This is a genomic window from Sandaracinaceae bacterium (assembly GCA_016706685.1).
Taxonomy (GTDB): Bacteria; Myxococcota_A; Polyangia; order Polyangiales; family Houyiibacteriaceae; genus JADJJE01.
This window is the reverse complement of sequence record JADJJE010000015.1, coordinates 172,976-190,354: the sequence shown is the minus strand read 5'-3', so window position 1 is coordinate 190,354 and position 17,379 is coordinate 172,976. Positions and strand designations below refer to the sequence as shown.

Here is a 17,379-nt window from a genome sequence, read left to right as displayed (position 1 = left end):
TTGTTTCAAACCATTTTCAAACAGGTAAATACTCTCGAAACACAGGAAACATCAACGCCTATATTCGTGATTCGCGAGCTTCTCGATGTGAACCGCACAGTGCTTGTACGACGGCTGCCGTGAGTACGGGTCAAACGATGGAAACGTGAGCTTGTTTGTTTCAACGTAGTGCATCGGAATGAACACCTGACCGGGCTTCACGATGTGCGTGACGTAGGCCCGCGCGATCAACGAACCACGACGCGACGACACCCGCACCCAGCTGTTGGGGGTCACGCCGAGGTCGGCCGCGTCGGGCGGCGACAGCTCCACGTACTGGTCCTCGGGCGAGAGCGTGTTCAGCACAGGGCTCTTGCCGGTGCGCGTCTGGGTGTGCCACTGCGCAGAGCTTCCGCGCCCTGTTAATAGGGTGAAACGAAAGAATGCGTCCACCGCTTCGGGGAGCGGACGCGTGGCCTCGTACACGAATTTGGCGCGACCGCTGGGCGTGTGGAAGCGCCGGTCTTCGAACAACCTGCGCTGCTCGAGGCGCTGCGGGGTGCGCCCCTCCGGCAGCGGCCACTGGATGCCGCGCATGTCGTCGATCTGCTGGTACCCCTCGATGCCGGTGATGTCGCACGGCATGCCGCGGGTGAGATCCTTTAGGATATGAAACACGGACTCAGGTGAGTCCCAATCTCGAAACATTTCACCACAGCCCCAAGACTCCGCGATCAGCTGAAAGATGCGGAAGTCGCTTAGAGCCGTCCCGGGAGCACGCGCAACCTGCTTGATGACACTGATGCGGCGCTCGGAGTTGATGAAGCAGCCCTCCTTCTCGCCCCAGCCACCCGCGGGCAGGATCAAATCGGCAAGATCAGCCGTCTCGCTCGAGTCGTACATGTCCTGCACCACCAGGAAGTCGAGGCGCCCCAGCACGTCGCGGGCGTCGGCTTGGTTGATCCAGGAGTGCGCCGGGTTGGTGGCCACCACCCACAGGCCCTTGATCTCGCCCTTCAGGATGGCCTCGAGGATCTGGTCGTAGGCCAGACCGGCGTCCTGGGGGATGACGGCCGGGTCGATCTTCAGGATGTTGGCGACCTTCTCGCGGTCCGCAGGGTCGTCGAAACGGTGCCCCCCCAGCAGGTTGGTGGTGTTGCTGAAGAGCCGCGACCCCATGGCGTTGCACTGCCCGGTGATGGAGTTGGGCCCCGTGCCCGGCCGCCCGATGTTGCCGGTGAGCAGGCAGAGCGCGATCAGCGCCTGCGCCACGCGCACGCCCTCGTGGCTCTGGTTCACGCCCATGGTCCACCAGATGGACACGCGCTTCCCACGGTGGATGACGCGCGCCAGCTCCTCGATCTGGGCCACGGTCACCCCCGCGCGCGGCGCCACGCGCTCGGGCGAGTACTGGAGCACGTGGGCCGCGAAGCCCTCGAAGTCGTCCGTGTGCGCGGTCACGAACTCGTCGTCGATCCAGCCTTCGCGGATGAGCACGTGCGCCACGGCGTAGAAGAACTCGAGGTCGCTCTTCGGGGCGATGGGCAGATGCAGCGACGCCTGCTCGGCGGTCTCGGTGCGCCGCGGGTCCACCACCACCACCGTGGGGTCGTGCGGGTTGCGGCACACGCGCTCCCACAAGATGGGGTGCGCGATGCACGGGTTCGCGCCCACGAAGAGCAGCACGTCGCTGTCCTCGAGGTCCCCATAGGTGTAGGGCGGCGCGTCGAAGCCGAAGCACTCCTTGTACGCCACCACCGCCGTGGCCATGCACTGGCGCGTGTTGCCGTCGCCGTGCCGCATGCCCATGCCGAACTTGGCGAGCGCACCCAGGAAGGCCAGCTCCTCCATGGGGATCTGCCCGGTGCCCAGGAATGCAACCGATGCCGGACCGTGCTTCGCCTGAATGGCCTTGAAGCGCTCGGTGAACGTGGTGAGCGCCTCGCCCCAGCCCACGGGGGTGAGACGCGAGCCACGCGACATGCGGAGCATGGGAGAGCGGGCGCGGTCCGGGGCGCGCAGCGGCGCCAGCGACTCCCACCCCTTCGGGCACGCCATCCCCAGGTTCACGGGGTACAGCACCGAAGGCGTGAGGCTGATGGCCTCGCCGTCCCGCATGTGCACGTCCAGCCCGCAGCCCGTGGAGCAGAAGCCGCAGACCATGGTCGTGGTCGCGTCCGGCTTCAGCCGCGTGGGCACCTGCCCCAGTCCGAAGCCTCCCGGCGAGCGCATGAGCTCCCGCGTCAAGACTCCGCCGTCGTCTCGCAGCAGGCGCTTGGCCCGCTGAATGACCGTTGGTTTCACTTTGGCCATCAGCCCACCACTCCCGGCATGCGCGGCGCACTCATGGCCGCGAAGAAGAGCACCCGCTCCAACAATTCACCCGCCAGCAGGAGCGCTGCACTGAGCAGCGCCACCGTCAGCTGGGCCACGAAAGGCACGTCACCCGACGCACCGAAGAAGGCCGCCGGCAAGATGACCCCGCCGAGCAACGCGAGCCCCGTGCGGAGCCCGAGCAACGAGCCGAGCTCGCCCACCAGGAGCCGCGCGCTGCGCTTGAGATCACCGGCTCCGGCAGCGCGGAGGTGCCGAATGACCGCCAGCTCACCTGCCAGCTTGAGCACCGTGGCGGCCGCCAGCATGGGCCACGCGAAGTCGAGCCAAGGCTCGAGCAGGGGCAGCGGGTCGGCATGGGTCAGCGCCAGCACGATGGCTGCCGCTGCGGTGCTGAACGCCAGCCCCAGCATCACGCTGGTGAGCGCGAACTTGAAGCTGGTGGCAGGGCCGTTCCAATACCGACGTCGGGTCGACTGGTACAGCATCACCGAGCAGAAGACACCGAGTGCGCCAGTGAGCGCCACGAGCGGCGACAGCACCGGGAGCGACGCCTGCGCCCAGCCCGTGAGCTGCGGCAGCCCGGGGATCACGCTGGGGTGGTCGGCCTGGAAGAGCGCCGCGCCATAGGTGACCGCCGCGCCGGCGAAGGCACCGAAGGCCAGCACCTCCCGGCTCAACCACGAGGTACGAATCCCCAGCACCGCACGAAAGGCGTACTGCGGCCGCCCGAGGTGTGCCGTGCTCGCACCGAGCGCGAGGAGGCCCAGCACGAGCGCCACCAGCCCGTGCCACGGACGCACCACGGCGAGCGCCTCGGCGCTCAGCACACGCTCGAAGACCTCGCCCACGAAGAAGGCGCCCACCGAGAGCTGCGTGAGCACCAGCATCCACACCAGGGGCTTGTGGATGTGCGCCGGCCGCACGGCGTGGAAGTCGGCCGGCAGCGTGTTCCCCGGCATGGTGCGGTTGGTCACGTAGCGGGTGGTTGGGATGGTGATGCCGGGATCCGGCGCACCGGGCAAGAACTGCTCGTCACGCGCCGCATCGCGGGCCGCCTGCGTGTCCACCACCTTGATGGAGATGGCCTGTGAAGGACAGGCCTGCACGCACGCGGGGGCCTCGCCCTCGGCCAGGCGGTCCGAGCACATGTCGCACTTGCGCACGATGCCCTTCTTGGCGTTGTATTTGGGCACCTCGTAGGGGCACGTGAAGATGCAGTACTGGCAGCCGATGCACTGGTCATCGAGGTGCTTCACGATGCCCGTGATCGCGTCCTTCTCGTAGGCGCCCACGGGGCAGCCCTTCATGCAGGCCGGCTCCGCGCAGTGGTGGCAGGCGCCGGTGACCGACTTCTGGAACGGGTCGGCGACGGTCCCACCATGCAGCACGCCCACCGTTCGCCAGGTCTCGCCTTCATCGAGGCCGTTCAGGCTGTGACAGGCCGTGACGCACGCCTTGCAGCCCGAGCACGCGTCCAGGTTGACCTCGAAGGCGTACTGCTGGCCCGGCCCCGGCGGCGTGGCCGGCAGCAGCGCGCGGTAGTAGGGCTCCATCAGCGGAGAGTTCACGTCCTCGTGCAGCTGGGCAAAGCGCTCCACGGCGCTCATGTCGCGTTGGGCGGCCAGCACCTGGTCCAGCAGCGGAAGCCGCTTCTTGCTGGTGGGGACCACGGCTTCGGCGGAGTCCAGGATGGGTAGGCGTACGGCTCCGGTGGACATGGCCTACTCCGCCGCGTGGGCGTGGTCGCACCCAGTGTGGCCCGCACAGAGTTGGTCCGCGAGGGAGGCTGCGGCGGGCACGCGCGCGAACACGCGGCCGTCGTGGACCTCCACCGGGAACGTCATGATCTGGTACTCGTCGCCGCTCAGCGACTCCCCCGTGAGCAGCGAGAAGCTCTTCTTGTGCATGGGGCAGACCACCTTGGGCTCGCCCCGGACGTCGCCCAGCAGGCCGCGCGCCAGCACCATGTCCTGCTGGTGGGGGCACATGTTCTGCGTGGCGTACCACTCGCCGCGCGACGTGAAGTGGTAGATGGCCAGCTGCACGTCGCCGTGCTTCACGCTCATGCCACCCTCCACGGGGAAGCTGGCCACCTCGCCGAAGTAGACCAGCTCGTCTTCCGGTACCGCGACGGGGGCGGCGGCCACCGCGTCTTGCAAGGAGAGCACCGGCAAGCGCAGCTTGCGAGGCGCCGCGGGCGGGTCCCAGTCGGCCACGCGGCGCTGACCACGCTGCTCGATCATGAACACCGAGTCGTCGTCGGCGTCGCTGTTGGCGAAGTGCCGGAACCGGGCGCGCTGCTCGGGGTCGTTGACCACCGCGGCCCACTCGCACTGGTAGCTCGCCACCAAGTGCGCCGCCATCTGCTCGAGCTCGGCGCCGAGGCCGAGGCTGTCGTTGACCACCACGTCCCGCACGTGGTCGATGCCACCCTCGAGCTTCTCCACCCACACCGAGGTCCGCGTCAGGCGGTCGGCGGTGCAGATGTAGTACATGAGGAAGCGGTCGATGTACTTGATGAGCGTCGCCTCATCGAGGTCGGTGGCCAGCAGGTCGGCGTGGCGCGGCTTGGCGCCGCCGTTGCCGCAGACGTAGAGGTTCCAGCCCGTCTCGGTGGAGATCACGCCGAAGTCCTTGCTCTGGGCTTCGGCGCACTCGCGCACGCAGCCGCTCACGGCGCTCTTGAGCTTGTGGGGCGCGCGGATGCCGCGATAGCGCTCCTCGATGCGGATGGCGAGGCCGACCGAGTCGTCCATGCCGTAGCGGCACCAGGTGGACCCGACGCAGCTCTTCACCGTGCGCAGCCCCTTGGCGTACGCGTGCCCGCTCTCGAAGCCGCTCTCCACCAGCTCCTGCCAGATGTCCGGCAGCTTGTTCAGGGTGGCCCCGAACATGTCCACGCGCTGACCCCCGGTGATCTTGGTGTAGAGCCCGTAGCGCTGCGCGATCTCGCCGAGGCGGATGAGCCCCTCGGGCGTGATCTCGCCGCCCAGGATGCGCGGCACCACCGAGTACAGCCCGCGCCGCTGGATGTTGGCCAAGAAGCGGTCGTTGGTGTCCTGCAGGGCGTCGTGCTTCTTCAGGATCATCTCGTTCTGCAGGCTGGCGAAGATGCTGGCCGCGGTGGGCTTGCAGATCTCGCAGCCCTGGCCGCCCTCACCGTGCTCGCGCAGCAGCTCCTCGAACGAGTCGATGCCCCGCACGCGGACCACGTCGAACATCTCGCGGCGCGTGAGGTCGAAGTGCTCGCACAGGCGCCTGCGCGTGCTGCGGCCCATGGCCTTGAGCTCGGCGTCCAGCAGGTCCACCACCTGCGGCATGCAGCCGCCGCAAGACGTGCCCGCCCGGGTGCAGGCCTTCAGCTGGGCCAGCTCGCACGCGCCACCGCGGACAGCGCCCACGATGGCGCCCTTGCTGACGTTGTTGCACGAGCAGACCTGGGCCGCGTCGGGCAGCGCCGCGAGGCCACCTCCGCCGGCCGCTTCGCCCCGCTCGCCCAGCAGGAGGCCCTCCGGGGTGCCGGGGATGGCCTCGCCGGTGCGAGCGTAGTGCGACAGCGTGGAGAACGCCGAGGCGTCCCCCAGCAGCATGCCGCCCAGCACGCGCTTCCCGGCCGCGTCCATGATGAGCTTCTTGTAGACGCCGGCGGTGAAGTCTTGGAACGCCACCACTTGAGCGCTGTCGTCCCGCTCGTCCGCGAACGCGTCACCGAAGCTGGCCACGTCCACGCCCATGAGCTTGAGCTTGCAGCTGAGATCTGCACCCTCGAAGCGAGCCCCTGCTTCGCCCGCGAGAGAGCGCGCCAGCGCCTCGGCCATCTCGTAGCCCGGCGCCACCAGGCCGTAGATCATGCCTCGGTGCAACGCGCACTCGCCGATGGCGTACACGCCCGGGGCGCTGGTGGCGAGCGTGTCGTCCACCACGATGCCGCCGCGCTCGCCCACTCCGATGCCGGCGGCGCGCGCCAGCTCGTCGCGCGGGCGGATGCCGGCGGACACCACCACCATGTCGAACGGCAGGTCGGCCTCGCTGGTGGCCAGACCGGTGACGGCCGGGTCGCCCAGCACTTCGCGCGTGCCGCAGCCCACGTGCACCTGAACGCCCAGGCGCTCGATGGCGCGCTTCAGCAGGCGGCCGCCGATGGCGTCGATCTGGCGAGGCATCAGGCGCGGCGCCAGCTCGATGACGTGCGCCTCGACGCCGCACTCCTGCACCGCCCGGGCCGCCTCGAGGCCCAGCAGGCCGCCGCCCAGCACGGCGCAGCGCTTGGCCTTGTCGGCGTAGGCCCGGATCGCGTCCAGATCGTCGAGGGTCCGGTACACGAACACGCCCTCGCGCTCGATGCCCGGGACGGGCGGCACGAAGGGCGCGGAGCCGGTGGCCAGCACCAGCCGGTCGAAGACGCAGCGCTCGCCCTCGCTGGTGACCACCTCGCGCGCCGCGAGATCCACGCTCGCCACCTTGATCCCCGTGCGCAGCTCGATGTCGTGCTGCTTGTACCAGGCGCGCGTGGCCAGGAGCAGAGGCTCAGCGCTCATCAGCTCGAAGTACTTGGTGAGCTGCACGCGGTCGTAAGCGGGCCACGTTTCCTCACCGATCACGATGATCCGCGCCTGATCCACGTTCACCAGCTCGCGCATCTTCGCGCAGAATCGCTGACTGACCATCCCGTTTCCGACGACTAAAATGGTCTCGCGAATTCCCGCGCACAGCGGAAGATTATGCGAATTTTCCGATGAATTTCGATTACCGCGATGACTGTTCACACCTCGAAGCTATGCGAATTTTGATACGAGTCAATCCATGGCGAACGAAGTTATCTACGCGATATCCAAGCGAAACAGCGAACATTTCCGATGCGTTTCGTGGACGCGTCTACTTCATTGCGCCCGACGCGGGCGAATTTGTTTCCAGCGCGTAACCGCCCTCACGCCGAGAGGTCGTAGCGCGTGCCCAGCGGGCCCAGCGCCGACTTCAGCTGCCGGAAAAGCATGGCGTGGAAGGCGGTTCCGTCTGCGCCAATGGGGAGCTGGCCACGCACCAGCCATCCGAAGATGAGCTGACCGATGCCGGTGGCCCCGGCCCCCACCTGCCCGATCCAGCCGATGACCCCTACCCCCGCTTGCCCGATCGCCAAGAGGCCCACGGCCAGCTGGCCGGTGGCGAACAGCACCCCCGCGCCGTAGATGGTGAGCGCCACCACCCCGACACCGCCGAGGCCAACCACCAGCACGCCGGTGCCGCCCCCGAAGGCGAGCCAGCAGGGCACCACGGGAGCGGTGCACACGGGCGCGAGGCCCAAGATGCGGACGTCCGACTCCTGGAAGCCCCCAACCAGGCCCAGCCCGATGCCAGTGACGATGACGGAGGCGAGGATGACGAAAAAGCGGCCCACACGGCGAGAGTAGTACGGGACCCCCGGACTCTGCTAGGACTGGCCCAGCATGGCGCTGCAACATCGTTTCCAAGCTGGCCTCGACCGCCGCGAGTGGTGGCTCGCCGCGCGCGTGGACGGCAAGGACCGCGGGCGAACGGCGATTGGCCCCGGGCACGCCTGGCTCGCGCAGCGAAAGGGCTTCTTCGGCACCCTGCAGGGCGGTGTGGCGCGGGTGCTGCGCTGGGTGGGCCACGCGCTCATCGCGTCGCCGGTGCTGGTGCTGCTCTACTGGTCGCTCCACAGCATGAGCCCCGTGCTGGCGGGCTGGGTGGTGGTGCTCTTCGTGTGTACCGTGGTCACGTTCTTCGCTGCGCTCAACGTGTTCATCGTGCTGGCCATGATCCGCTACGTGCTGGACAGCCAGCTCACCCTGGCGCTCTGGTCCGCCGACGAGGAGAGTCAGCTGGCGGCCGAGAAGCTGCTCTTTCCGGAGGCGCTGGGCACCCGCAAGACGGGCCAGGTCATCAGCATCGGGGCGCCCGCCGACGGGGACATCGTGGTGCGCGAGCTGGTCTCGCGGGCCCGCCACGTGCGCATCCTCGAGGCGTGCGACTTCGCCATCCGCACGGATGAGGACGAGCTCGTGGTGGTGCGCATGGAAGACGCCCCGCTATTGCTGGCCAGCCCCGAGTCCAGCACCGGGCTGCTGCTGCCGAGCGGCACCCGCACCGCCCTGGCCGAGGCCGGCATCACTCACCCCGAGCGGGAGCGCGGCCTGCACACCCTCGTGGTGCGCGTCGGCGACCGCGTCACCGTGGTGGGCATCGAGGACACGCCCATCCCGCGCACCGACCGCTTCGAGCTGGGCGGGGAGCTGCGCGGCGTGAAGAACAGCGACATGCCCAGCGCCCCGTACCGCGGCGCGCGCGGCGACACGGCCATGCTGCTGCACGGCAACTCCGGGGTGCCCTTGCTCATCCGGCGCGGGGACAGGCCGTGAGCCGCGCGCCCGAAGTGGACCCCGTGCTGCCCGAGGGCCAGGCACGCGGCATCGTGCTGCGCAGCACCGCGGGCTTCTTCGACGTGTTGCTGCCCACCGGCGTGGTGCGTGCGCGCCTGCGCGGCCGGCTCAAGCGCGTGAAGCAGAACACGGACCTGTGCGTGATCGGCGACCAGGTGCACGTGGCCCAGGCCGAGAACGGCAGCGTCACCGTGGAGGAGGTGCTGCCGCGCCGCACCGTGTTCTCGCGCCAGCACCCCGCGCGCGGCGGGCACCGCGAAGACGTGCTCATCGCCAACCTGGACGTGCTGGTCATCGTCATGGCCTACGAGGCCCCGCCCTTCGTGCCGCGCATGATCGACCGCTACCTGGTCATCGCCGAGCACAACGGGGTGGACGCCATCCTGGTGGCCAACAAGCACGACCTGCGCATCGAAGAAGACGACTACATCGACGACGCGCTCACGCTCTACGAGTCGCTGGGCTACCGCAGCTTCCGCACCAGCACCGCCACGGAAGACGACCCGGGCATCGCCGCGCTGCGGGCGGCGCTCGTGGGGCGCGTGTCGGTGTTCAGCGGCCCCAGCGGCGCCGGCAAGAGCAGCCTGGTGAACTGCATCGAGCCGGGCCTCGACCTGCGCGTGGGCGCCACCAGCGAAGCGCACGGCAAGGGCCGCCACACCACGCGCGTGGCCACCCTGCACCCGCTCACCGGGGGCGGCTTCATCGCGGACACGCCCGGCATCCGCGAGCTGGCCAGCTTCGAGATCCCCGACGGCTCGCTAGCGCGCTGCTTTCCCGAGTTCCGGCCGTTCCTGGGGCAGTGCGGCTTCCGCAGCTGCAAGCACCTGAGCGAGCCGGGCTGCGCCATCCTGGCCGCGGTGGAAGCCGAAGAGATCGACACGGACCGCTACGAGAGCTTCGCCAAGCTCTTGCTGGGCGAGAAGCGACCGGACAGAGTGGGCTGAGTGGACGAGCCTGCGCCTCCCGTTGCCGAAGACATCCCGCTGCCTCCGGGGCTGCCGGAACCCGCGGTCCCGCGCCTGCGCCTGCGTTGGTGGCAGGGCATGCTGGCCATGCTGGTGGCGGTGGTGATGCTGGTCATCGCCAACGTGGCCGTGCTGGTGGTGATCATGCTGGCGGAGCACGGCCCGAGCGGGGTGATGGCGGCCGTGGGCAACCCTCAGGCGCTCATCTCGTTCCCCATGCTGGCCGCTGGGCAGATCGCCAACCTGCTGGTGTTTCTGGTGGTGGCGGCGCTCTTCCCGTTCGTGGCGAGCGTCCCACACCGCAGCGCGCTGGGTCTCAGCGGGGCGCCGGCCGGCACGTTCTTGTGGGGAGCGCTCGGCATCCTGGGCCTCGGCCCGCTGGCCGACCGCATCGTCACCACGTTGAAGCCGTACTTCCCGGAGCAGAGCTCGCTCGAGATGATCGAGGCGGCCGTCGCAGGGCAGCCGCTGTGGGTGCTGGTGCCCTTCCTGGCCGTGATGCCCGCCGTGGGCGAAGAGCTGCTGTGCCGCGGCGTGCTCCAGCGCAGCATCCCGTGGCCGGCCGTGGCCCTGCCGGTGTCCGCGGTGTTCTTCGCCGCGCTGCACATGGACCCGCTGCACATGGCGGGCGTGCTGCCGCTCGGCTTCTACCTGGCGTGGCTGGGGCACCGCACGGGCTCGGTGTGGGTGCCCGTGTTCGCGCACTTCACCAACAACCTGGCGGCCACGTTGGCCATGCACTTCTCGGAGAGCACCGAGTTGGCCAGCACCGACGAGCTGCCGCTGTGGGCCGTGCCGGTGGGCGTGCTGTTCACGCTGGTGGCGGCCACGTTGCTGCACGCGCGCATGCGCGCCGCCGAGGCCCCTGCGGCGCGCCCCGACACCCCCGCACCCGAAGCCAACGATCCGTCGGAGAGCCCCGCATGACGTCCGAAGCGCCACCGCACCGCCTGCCCCCCGAGGGCGTGGACCTGCACTTCCCGTTCGACACCGGCTGCGTGGGCTGCTCGCCCACCAACCCCATCGGCCTGCGCCTGGTGTTCCGCCGCGAGGGCAACAGCATCACGGGCGAGTACCAGCCGGCCGAGCACTTCCGCGGCGGGCCGGGGGCCGTGCACGGCGGCATCCTGGCGCTCATGCTGGACGAGTACTCGTGCGCCGCCGGCTTCTTCCTGACGGGGCGCATCTTCGTCACGGGCTCGCTGAACATCCGCTACGAGCGCCCCACGCACATGGGCCTGCCGCTCACCGTGCGGGCGCAGATCATGGACGCGACGCACCCCAAGTACAGCGTCATCGACGCGAGCGTTTCGCACCTGGGCACGCTGCTGGCCACCAGCACGGGCCGCTTCTTCCCTGTGGACGCGCCCAGCAGCGTATCATCGCCCGCATGAGCACGAGCGTCCCTCCGCCCGCGTCGGCAGCCGCTTTCCCAGAGTCCCCCACCGAAGACATCTTTGCGCGTGGTCGTGCGCGCTCGCCGCTCATGAAGGTGGTGGGCCTCTCGCACATCATCCTCGAGCGCCCGGCGCTGGACGACATGCGCCACTTCCTCTTGGACTTCGGCCTGCGGCGCAGCGCCCAAGACGTGCACGGCGACTACTTCCGCGGCAGCTCCTCGGCGCACCACCTGGTGGCCGTGCGGCGCGCGCCCACGCCCCGCTTCGGCGGCGTGGTGTTCCTGGCCGGGCAGCGCAGCGACCTGGACGTGCTCACGCGCGTGGCGGGCGCCAGCCAGGTGGAGCCCAGCGACGAAGCCGGCGGCGGCGAACGCGTGCGGCTGCGCTCCCCCTCCGGGCTCTCGGTGCACGTGGCCTTCGGCGCGCGGGAACTCGAGCCCCTGCAGACCCGCGCGGCCCTGAGCACCAACCGCGTGCGCCAGCGCCACCGCATCAACAGCCCGCAGCGCCGCGACCGCGGGCCCGCGCAGGTGGAGCGCCTCGCCAGCGTGGCGTGGCAGGCACCGGACGTGGAGCACGAGATCGGCTGGTTCATGCAGACCTTCGGGCTCATCGCCTCCGACTACCTGGTGCTGGGCGAGCGCAGCGCGCAGCCCACCGCCGCCTACCTGCGCGTGGACCTCGGCCGCACTCCGGTGGACCACCACGCCATCGCCCTCTTCGAGGGCCCGCGCGCCCGCCTGCTCTCCGCCGCCTTCGAGGTGCTGGACTTCGACGACATCGCCGTGGGCAGCGAGCACCTCTACGGCGTGGGCGCCAAGCACGTGTGGGGCCCTGGCCGCCACGAAGCGGGGAGTGCGCTCTTCGACTACTGGCGCGACCCGCACGGCGCCGTGCTGGGCCACGTGTCCGATGGCGACTTGTTCAACGCCGAGATCGTCCCGCGCGAGGGCGAGTTCGGTCGCGCGGCGCTGCAGCAGTGGGGCCGCCCGCTGCCTGCGGACTTCTTCGATGCGCAGACCGGCTCGCAGGCGCTCCGGCAGATCAGCGGGCTGCTGAGCAGTGACCCGGGAGCGCGGCGGTGGGCGCGCATGGCCAAGGCGCTGCGGTAGGGTCGGCCGGCTGCCTGGAGACCGCGCTATACTGCCACCCATGTCGGATCGGAAAGACGCTGCACCTTCTTGCGACGGGTTTCGCCCCTCCGACACCACGCCCGAGGCATGGGCGGTGCAGCTCTCCGTTTGGAAGCACATGGGACCCGAGCGCCGCCTCTCGATGGCCGTGGCGATGAGCGAGGAGCTGGTGTCGCTCACGCGCGCCGGGATTCGCGCACGGCACCCCGAATACGACGACGCAGCGGTGCGCCTCGCCGAGATCCGGCAGCGCCTCGGCGACGAGCTCTTCGTGAAGGCCTACCCTCGCGCCCCGCGACTCGACCCATGACCGATCCGCTGCGGACGTTCGTCCTCGCCATGACCACGTGGCTCGACCGGGCCGGCGTTCCCTACATGCTCGCTGGTTCGTTTGCGAGCACGCTGCACGGCCGTCCCCGCTCGACGCAAGACGTCGACATCGTCATCGATCCAACCGAGAGCACCCTCCAGGCGTTTCTGCACGAACTGCCCGCGGATCGCGCATACGTCGACCGTCGCACAGCGCTGCGTGCGCTCGCCTCGCGCGACATGTTCAACGTCATCGACCTCGAGACCGGCTGGAAGGCAGACCTCATCATCCGCAAGGCGCGGTCGTTCAGTGTGCGCGAGTTCGAGCGCCGGCGCGCGGAGGAGTGGAGCGGTCTCTCCATCACCGTCGTCACACCGGAAGACACGGTGCTGAGCAAGCTCGAGTGGTGCCGGCTCTCCGGCGGTTCGGAGCGACAGCTCGCGGATGTCGCAGGCGTGGTCGTCTCCTCCGGCGCGGCGCTCGACCGACCTTACATCGAGCAGTGGCTGGATGAACTTCGCGTTCGCGCCGAATGGTCACGCGTGCTCGAGATGACCGGGTTGGGTGCTGTCTGAACCGAACACCGAGCGCGCTGATGTCTGCCACTCGGCCCCGCATGGCAAAGGCGCGACCCGGTCGCTAGACTCGACGCATGGGACAACCAACTCGCTTGGTTTGGAGGGTCTGCGGCACCCTGCTCGCAGCAGCGCTGCTCACCGCCTGCTCGGAGGAGCCCACCATCGGGCCGGGCAGCCCTTGCGGCGACCCGCCCACGCTCATCGAGCCCCTACCCGCTTCGAGCGGTGAGAGCCTCGACGGCATCCCAGGCCTCCTGGACGTGTCCGCCTGCCGCGAAGGCCGCGCCTTCGAGTCTCTCCCGCTCGGGAGCGCGTGGATGGAAGTGCGCCGCGTGAACGGCTGCTGCGAGGTGTGGTTCGGCGGTGAGACCGAGGACTGGAACTACGACGGCAGCCCCGAGCAGTTCTGCCGCTTCGACCGCAGCCCCGGCGCGCTCGTCCCGGTCTTCGTGGGGCGCAACGCACCCTGCGCCGGCCCCGCTCAGGTGCGGCAAGAGACGCTGGCCTGCACCGTGAGCCCGCCCCCGAGCAACGGCTGCACGCCGTAGACGTGGCCTCGGTGGCGCGCTCGTGCGATCGTCATGGTCATGACTAGCGACATCACCCGCCACGAAGATCTATCGAGCGCGCTCGACGACATCGTGGCCAGCTACGACGGCCCCGAGGAGATCAACAACCTCGACAGCGCGGCGCTGCCCAACGAGCGCAAGGTCATCGAGGCCTACGAGCACTTGAAGCCCATCCTGTACATGGGCTTCTACTCGAAGCGCTCGTTGAACCGCGGGAACCTGCGCTACGCCCTGAGCGAGCGGCTGTACCCGGCCACCGAGATCCTGGTGGAGCAGATCTCGCGCGCCTGCACCTACGAGCACCGCGTGGGCCGTTGCCCCGGCAAGCCCGTCAACTGGAGCGAAGAGGCCACGCTGCGCCTGGTGCGCGCCATCCCCCGGCTGCGCACGCGCCTGAACGGCGACGTGGTGGCCGCGTTCCAGGGCGACCCGGCGGCGGCCAGCGTGGAGGAGGTGGTCTTCGCCTACCCCAGCATCGAGGCCATCACGGCCTACCGCATCGCGCACGAGCTGCACATCGCGGGGGTGCCGCTGCTGCCGCGCATCATCACCGAGTACGCGCACTCCATCACGGGCATGGACATCCACCCCGGGGCCACGGTGGGCGAGCGCTTCTTCGTGGACCACGGCACGGGCGTGGTGATTGGCGCGACCTGCGTCATCGGCAACGACGTGAAGCTCTATCAGGGCGTCACGCTGGGCGCGCTCAGCCTGCCGCGCGGCGACACGGCGCTCAGCCAGACCAAGCGCCACCCCACACTGGAGGACGAGGTCACGGTGTATGCCGGCGCCACCATCCTGGGCGGCGACACCATCATCGGGCGTGGCTCGGTGGTGGGCGGCAACGTGTGGCTCACGCGGTCGCTTCCGCCGGGCTCGAAGGTGTTCGGAAAGGCACGCGATGAGTGACTCAACGGATGTGGCGCGCGCGCTGATTGCCGCCATCACCGCGGGCGACGTGGCCGCCGTGGACGCCCTCTATCACGACGACGCGGTGGTCTTCCAGAACACCAGCGGGAGAACGTTGAGCAAGCCCAAGATGCTGGGCGTGATCCGCTTCTTGGCCAGCGGCGTGAGCGAGCTGCGCTACGAGGACGTGCGCGTGCAGCCCACGCCCACCGGCTTCGTGCAGCAGCACGTGCTGGCCTGCCGGAGCGCGAGTGGCGTCCCGGTGCGTGCCCACGCCTGCCTGGTGGCCACCGTGGAAGACGGCCGCATCCGGCGCCTCGACGAGTACCTGGACGCTGCTGCCATCGCCCCGCTCATGGGCAGCTGAGGCCGCCTGGCGCGGAGCCTGCTGTTCCTGGCGTGACCGCTCGGCGATGGCATGTATACTCCGTACACAATGACGACCCGGCCCAGACTGTCGCGTGAGCGCATCCTCGAGGACGCGCTCCGCATCGTGGACACGGAAGGCCTGGGCGGGCTCACCATTCGGCGCCTGGCGCAGGAGCTCGACGTCACGCCCATGGCCGTGTACCGGCACTTCAAGAACAAGGGCGACATCCTCGACGGGCTCATCGAGCTGGTCATCGCCGAGGGCAAGGCCACCGAGCACGACACCCCCGGCTGGCAGGCGTGGATCGAGGTCACCTTCATGCGCATGCGCGCGTCTCTGCTGCACCACCCGGGTGTGCTGCCGCTCCTGGGCAGCAGCGCCAGCTATGGGTTGCAGTCGCTGCGCATCACCGAGCGCCTGCTGGGGCAGATGCGCGCCGGGGGCCTGGACCCCGACGCCTGCGCGCGCGGGCTGCACCTGCTGGTGAGCTACACCCTGGGCGCCGTGGCCATCGAGGTGGCCGCGCGCGAGCAGCAAGAGAGCGGCGCGAAGGACCCGGCCGAGTACCAGCGGCAGCTGCGGTCGCGCTTCGAGTCCGCCAACATCGCCGAGTTCCCCAACCTGGTGTCGCTGGCCCCCAAGCTCTCGCGCTTCGTGGAGGAAGCCGAGTTCGGGCTGGGCGTGCGCCACATCATCCAGTCGCTGGCGCCCACCAGCGCCGCCTCCTGAGGGCCCATGAGCACCGAGAGCACCCCCCAAGCCCCTGCCCCGAGCTGCCTGCTGACCAAGGACGAGGGGCGCGTGCGCGTGCTCACGCTCAACCGCCCACGCGCGCTCAACGCCTTCAACCAGGAACTCTACCTGGCGCTGGCCGAGGCGCTGCGCGAGGCCGACGCCGACCCACAGGTGCGCGTGGTGGTGCTCACCGGGGCGGGCGACGCCTTCACGGCGGGGCAAGACCTCACCGAGATGGCGGGCATGAGCAACGCCACGGGGGTGATTGGCTTCGAGGTGCTGCTGGACGCGCTCGAGGCGCTGGGCAAGCCCATCCTCACGGCGGTGAACGGCCTGGGCCTGGGCATCGGGCTCACCATCCTGCTGCACACCGACATCAACTTCATGGCGCACGAGGCCAAGCTCAAGTGCCCCTTCGTGACGCTGGGCGTGGTGCCCGAGGCCGGCAGCAGCTTCCTCCTGCCGCACGTGCTGGGCTACCAGCGCACGGCCGAGCTGCTGTTCAGCGCGCGCTACATGGGCGCCGCGGAGGCGTTGGCGGTGGGGCTGGTGCTGGAAACGCTGCCGCGCGCCGAGCTCATGGCGCGGGTGATGAGCGTGGCCAGCAGCATCGCGCTGCAGCCGCCGGCTTCGGTGCGCGAGACCAAGCGGCTGATGCGGCACGCCACGCGTGGGGAGACACGGGCGGCGCGCGAGCGGGAGAACGAGGAGTTCAAGCGGCGCATGGTGTCGCCGGAATTCCGCGAGGCCATGATGGCGTTCCAGGAGAAGCGGGCGCCCAACTTCGACTGAGACGTGCGCGGCTCAGGTCTGCGCCGTGCCGACCGGACGCACGCGGCACCACTCGCTGTAGCTGCCCACGTAGAGCGCGGCGCCGGGCAGGCCGGCGTGCTCCATGGCCAGCAAGCCGTGGCACGCGGTCACGCCGCTGCCGCAGCTGAGAACCATGTCGCTCGCCGGTCGGCCTTGCAGCAGCTGCTCGTACTGCGCGCGGAGCACTTCGGGTGGCAGGAACAGTCCGTCGGGCCCCAGGTGCAGCGAGAGCGGGTGATTCAGCGCGCCCGGGATGTGGCCGGCAATGGGGTCGATGGGCTCCTGCTCGCCGCGAAAGCGCGGGGCGCTGCGCACGTCCACCAGCACGCGTGAGCCGTCCTGCTGTGAGGCCTCCACCGCGGCGAGGTCCAGCGTGGGGAGCGTGAACGCGGTGCAGGGATACGGTGGCTTCGGCGTCCACGCCTCTTCGCGGTTGGCGCAGGGCAGGTTGGCGTCCCGCGCGGCGGCCAGGCCTCCGTTGAGCACCCACACGCGCTCATGGCCCACGGCGCGCAGCATCCACCACGCGCGCGCGGCCGCGTTGGCGCCGCCTTGGTCGTCGTAGATCACCACACTGTCGTCGGGCCCGACGCCAAGGCGGCCGAGCGTGGCGGCCCAGGTGGCGATGGGCGGCAGCGGGTGACGGCCGCCCTGCTCGGGGTGAGCGGTGGGCGCCGAAAGGTCGGTCTCGAGGTCGATGAAGCGGGCCACGCGCAGGTGCTCGGCGGCGTAACGCGCGCGCGCGTCCGGGCCGCTGCGGGCATCGAGCAGAATCGTGTGGCGGGCACGCAACTCGGGCGCGCGGGCGTCGATGAGGGGGGAGGAGATCACCGCGTGACGATACACCATGCTCCGCGTCGCCATGTGTCAGCGTGGTGCG

General features: G+C 69.7%; 17 protein-coding genes. 12 read left to right on the top strand and 5 right to left on the bottom strand.

The features are described 5' to 3' along the window. Window positions 1-51: 51 nt before the first annotated feature. The 4 genes from IPI43_19935 to IPI43_19920 form a co-directional block, all read right to left on the bottom strand. Entirely contained in the window at window positions 52-2,292 is a 2,241-nt protein-coding gene (locus IPI43_19935) for a nitrate reductase (protein ID MBK7776374.1), read from the bottom strand. Next, a complete protein-coding gene (locus tag IPI43_19930; protein ID MBK7776373.1) occupies window positions 2,292-4,034 on the bottom strand; it encodes a dimethyl sulfoxide reductase anchor subunit in 1,743 nt (580 codons plus the stop codon). Before IPI43_19930 ends, IPI43_19935 begins: the two co-directional genes overlap by 1 nt. A gap of 3 nt (window positions 4,035-4,037) precedes the next feature. Then, window positions 4,038-7,016, bottom strand: coding sequence for a nitrite reductase small subunit NirD (gene nirD / locus IPI43_19925; protein ID MBK7776372.1), 2,979 nt, complete (start codon window positions 7,014-7,016; stop codon window positions 4,038-4,040). Between the two features lie 227 nt (window positions 7,017-7,243). Then, a complete protein-coding gene (locus IPI43_19920) occupies window positions 7,244-7,711 on the bottom strand; it encodes a hypothetical protein (protein MBK7776371.1) in 468 nt (155 codons plus the stop codon). A 49-nt stretch (window positions 7,712-7,760) separates the two neighbouring features. Between IPI43_19920 and IPI43_19915 the strand changes: the two genes are divergently transcribed. From IPI43_19915 to IPI43_19860, 12 genes are all read left to right on the top strand, one after another. Further along, on the top strand, window positions 7,761-8,693 hold the full coding sequence (locus IPI43_19915; GenBank protein MBK7776370.1) for a hypothetical protein: 933 nt from the start codon (window positions 7,761-7,763) through the stop codon (window positions 8,691-8,693). 53 nt (window positions 8,694-8,746) lie between these two features. Next, window positions 8,747-9,661: a ribosome small subunit-dependent GTPase A gene (gene rsgA, locus IPI43_19910; GenBank protein MBK7776369.1), complete on the top strand. Its 915-nt coding sequence runs from the start codon at window positions 8,747-8,749 to the stop codon at window positions 9,659-9,661. Next, window positions 9,662-10,609 carry a CPBP family intramembrane metalloprotease gene (locus IPI43_19905; GenBank protein ID MBK7776368.1) on the top strand — a complete coding sequence of 316 codons (948 nt, stop codon included), beginning with the start codon at window positions 9,662-9,664 and terminating at the stop codon, window positions 10,607-10,609. Continuing rightward, window positions 10,606-11,076 carry a PaaI family thioesterase gene (locus tag IPI43_19900; protein ID MBK7776367.1) on the top strand — a complete coding sequence of 157 codons (471 nt, stop codon included), beginning with the start codon at window positions 10,606-10,608 and terminating at the stop codon, window positions 11,074-11,076. Before IPI43_19905 ends, IPI43_19900 begins: the two co-directional genes overlap by 4 nt. Beyond that, a complete protein-coding gene (locus IPI43_19895; protein MBK7776366.1) occupies window positions 11,073-12,194 on the top strand; it encodes a VOC family protein in 1,122 nt (373 codons plus the stop codon). The genes IPI43_19900 and IPI43_19895 overlap by 4 nt, the downstream gene beginning before the upstream one ends. Before the next feature lie 40 nt (window positions 12,195-12,234). Beyond that, window positions 12,235-12,525 (top strand): hypothetical protein, encoded by a 291-nt coding sequence (locus IPI43_19890; GenBank protein MBK7776365.1) that lies wholly within the window; start codon window positions 12,235-12,237, stop codon window positions 12,523-12,525. After that, window positions 12,522-13,100 (top strand): hypothetical protein, encoded by a 579-nt coding sequence (locus tag IPI43_19885; GenBank protein ID MBK7776364.1) that lies wholly within the window; start codon window positions 12,522-12,524, stop codon window positions 13,098-13,100. The genes IPI43_19890 and IPI43_19885 overlap by 4 nt, the downstream gene beginning before the upstream one ends. Before the next feature lie 77 nt (window positions 13,101-13,177). Next, the gene (locus IPI43_19880) at window positions 13,178-13,651 is read left to right on the top strand and encodes a hypothetical protein (GenBank protein MBK7776363.1); all 474 of its coding nucleotides are present in this window, start codon (window positions 13,178-13,180) and stop codon (window positions 13,649-13,651) included. 39 nt (window positions 13,652-13,690) lie between these two features. Next, complete coding sequence (locus IPI43_19875; GenBank protein ID MBK7776362.1) at window positions 13,691-14,581, top strand: serine acetyltransferase; 891 nt, start codon at window positions 13,691-13,693, stop codon at window positions 14,579-14,581. Then, window positions 14,574-14,948: a nuclear transport factor 2 family protein gene (locus tag IPI43_19870; GenBank protein ID MBK7776361.1), complete on the top strand. Its 375-nt coding sequence runs from the start codon at window positions 14,574-14,576 to the stop codon at window positions 14,946-14,948. Before IPI43_19875 ends, IPI43_19870 begins: the two co-directional genes overlap by 8 nt. A gap of 69 nt (window positions 14,949-15,017) precedes the next feature. Further along, the gene (locus IPI43_19865; GenBank protein ID MBK7776360.1) at window positions 15,018-15,680 is read left to right on the top strand and encodes a TetR/AcrR family transcriptional regulator C-terminal domain-containing protein; all 663 of its coding nucleotides are present in this window, start codon (window positions 15,018-15,020) and stop codon (window positions 15,678-15,680) included. Between the two features lie 6 nt (window positions 15,681-15,686). Beyond that, window positions 15,687-16,478: an enoyl-CoA hydratase/isomerase family protein gene (locus tag IPI43_19860; GenBank protein MBK7776359.1), complete on the top strand. Its 792-nt coding sequence runs from the start codon at window positions 15,687-15,689 to the stop codon at window positions 16,476-16,478. A gap of 12 nt (window positions 16,479-16,490) precedes the next feature. Here IPI43_19860 and IPI43_19855 read toward each other — a convergent pair whose 3' ends face one another. Continuing rightward, the gene (locus IPI43_19855) at window positions 16,491-17,348 is read right to left on the bottom strand and encodes a sulfurtransferase (protein MBK7776358.1); all 858 of its coding nucleotides are present in this window, start codon (window positions 17,346-17,348) and stop codon (window positions 16,491-16,493) included. Between the last annotated feature and the right edge of the window lie 31 nt (window positions 17,349-17,379).

Bases quoted from the DNA above. Each gene is read 5' to 3' on its own strand.
- IPI43_19935 (MBK7776374.1), bottom strand. From the start codon at position 2,292: ATGGCCAAAGTGAAACCAACGGTCATTCAGCGGGCCAAGCGCCTGCTG.
- IPI43_19930 (MBK7776373.1), bottom strand. From the start codon at position 4,034: ATGTCCACCGGAGCCGTACGCCTACCCATCCTGGACTCCGCCGAAGCC.
- IPI43_19915 (MBK7776370.1), top strand. From the start codon at position 7,761: ATGGCGCTGCAACATCGTTTCCAAGCTGGCCTCGACCGCCGCGAGTGG.
- IPI43_19900 (MBK7776367.1), top strand. From the start codon at position 10,606: ATGACGTCCGAAGCGCCACCGCACCGCCTGCCCCCCGAGGGCGTGGAC.
- IPI43_19895 (MBK7776366.1), top strand. From the start codon at position 11,073: ATGAGCACGAGCGTCCCTCCGCCCGCGTCGGCAGCCGCTTTCCCAGAG.
- IPI43_19890 (MBK7776365.1), top strand. From the start codon at position 12,235: ATGTCGGATCGGAAAGACGCTGCACCTTCTTGCGACGGGTTTCGCCCC.
- IPI43_19885 (MBK7776364.1), top strand. From the start codon at position 12,522: ATGACCGATCCGCTGCGGACGTTCGTCCTCGCCATGACCACGTGGCTC.
- IPI43_19880 (MBK7776363.1), top strand. From the start codon at position 13,178: ATGGGACAACCAACTCGCTTGGTTTGGAGGGTCTGCGGCACCCTGCTC.
- IPI43_19875 (MBK7776362.1), top strand. From the start codon at position 13,691: ATGACTAGCGACATCACCCGCCACGAAGATCTATCGAGCGCGCTCGAC.
- IPI43_19870 (MBK7776361.1), top strand. From the start codon at position 14,574: ATGAGTGACTCAACGGATGTGGCGCGCGCGCTGATTGCCGCCATCACC.
- IPI43_19865 (MBK7776360.1), top strand. From the start codon at position 15,018: ATGACGACCCGGCCCAGACTGTCGCGTGAGCGCATCCTCGAGGACGCG.
- IPI43_19860 (MBK7776359.1), top strand. From the start codon at position 15,687: ATGAGCACCGAGAGCACCCCCCAAGCCCCTGCCCCGAGCTGCCTGCTG.
- IPI43_19855 (MBK7776358.1), bottom strand. From the start codon at position 17,348: ATGGTGTATCGTCACGCGGTGATCTCCTCCCCCCTCATCGACGCCCGC.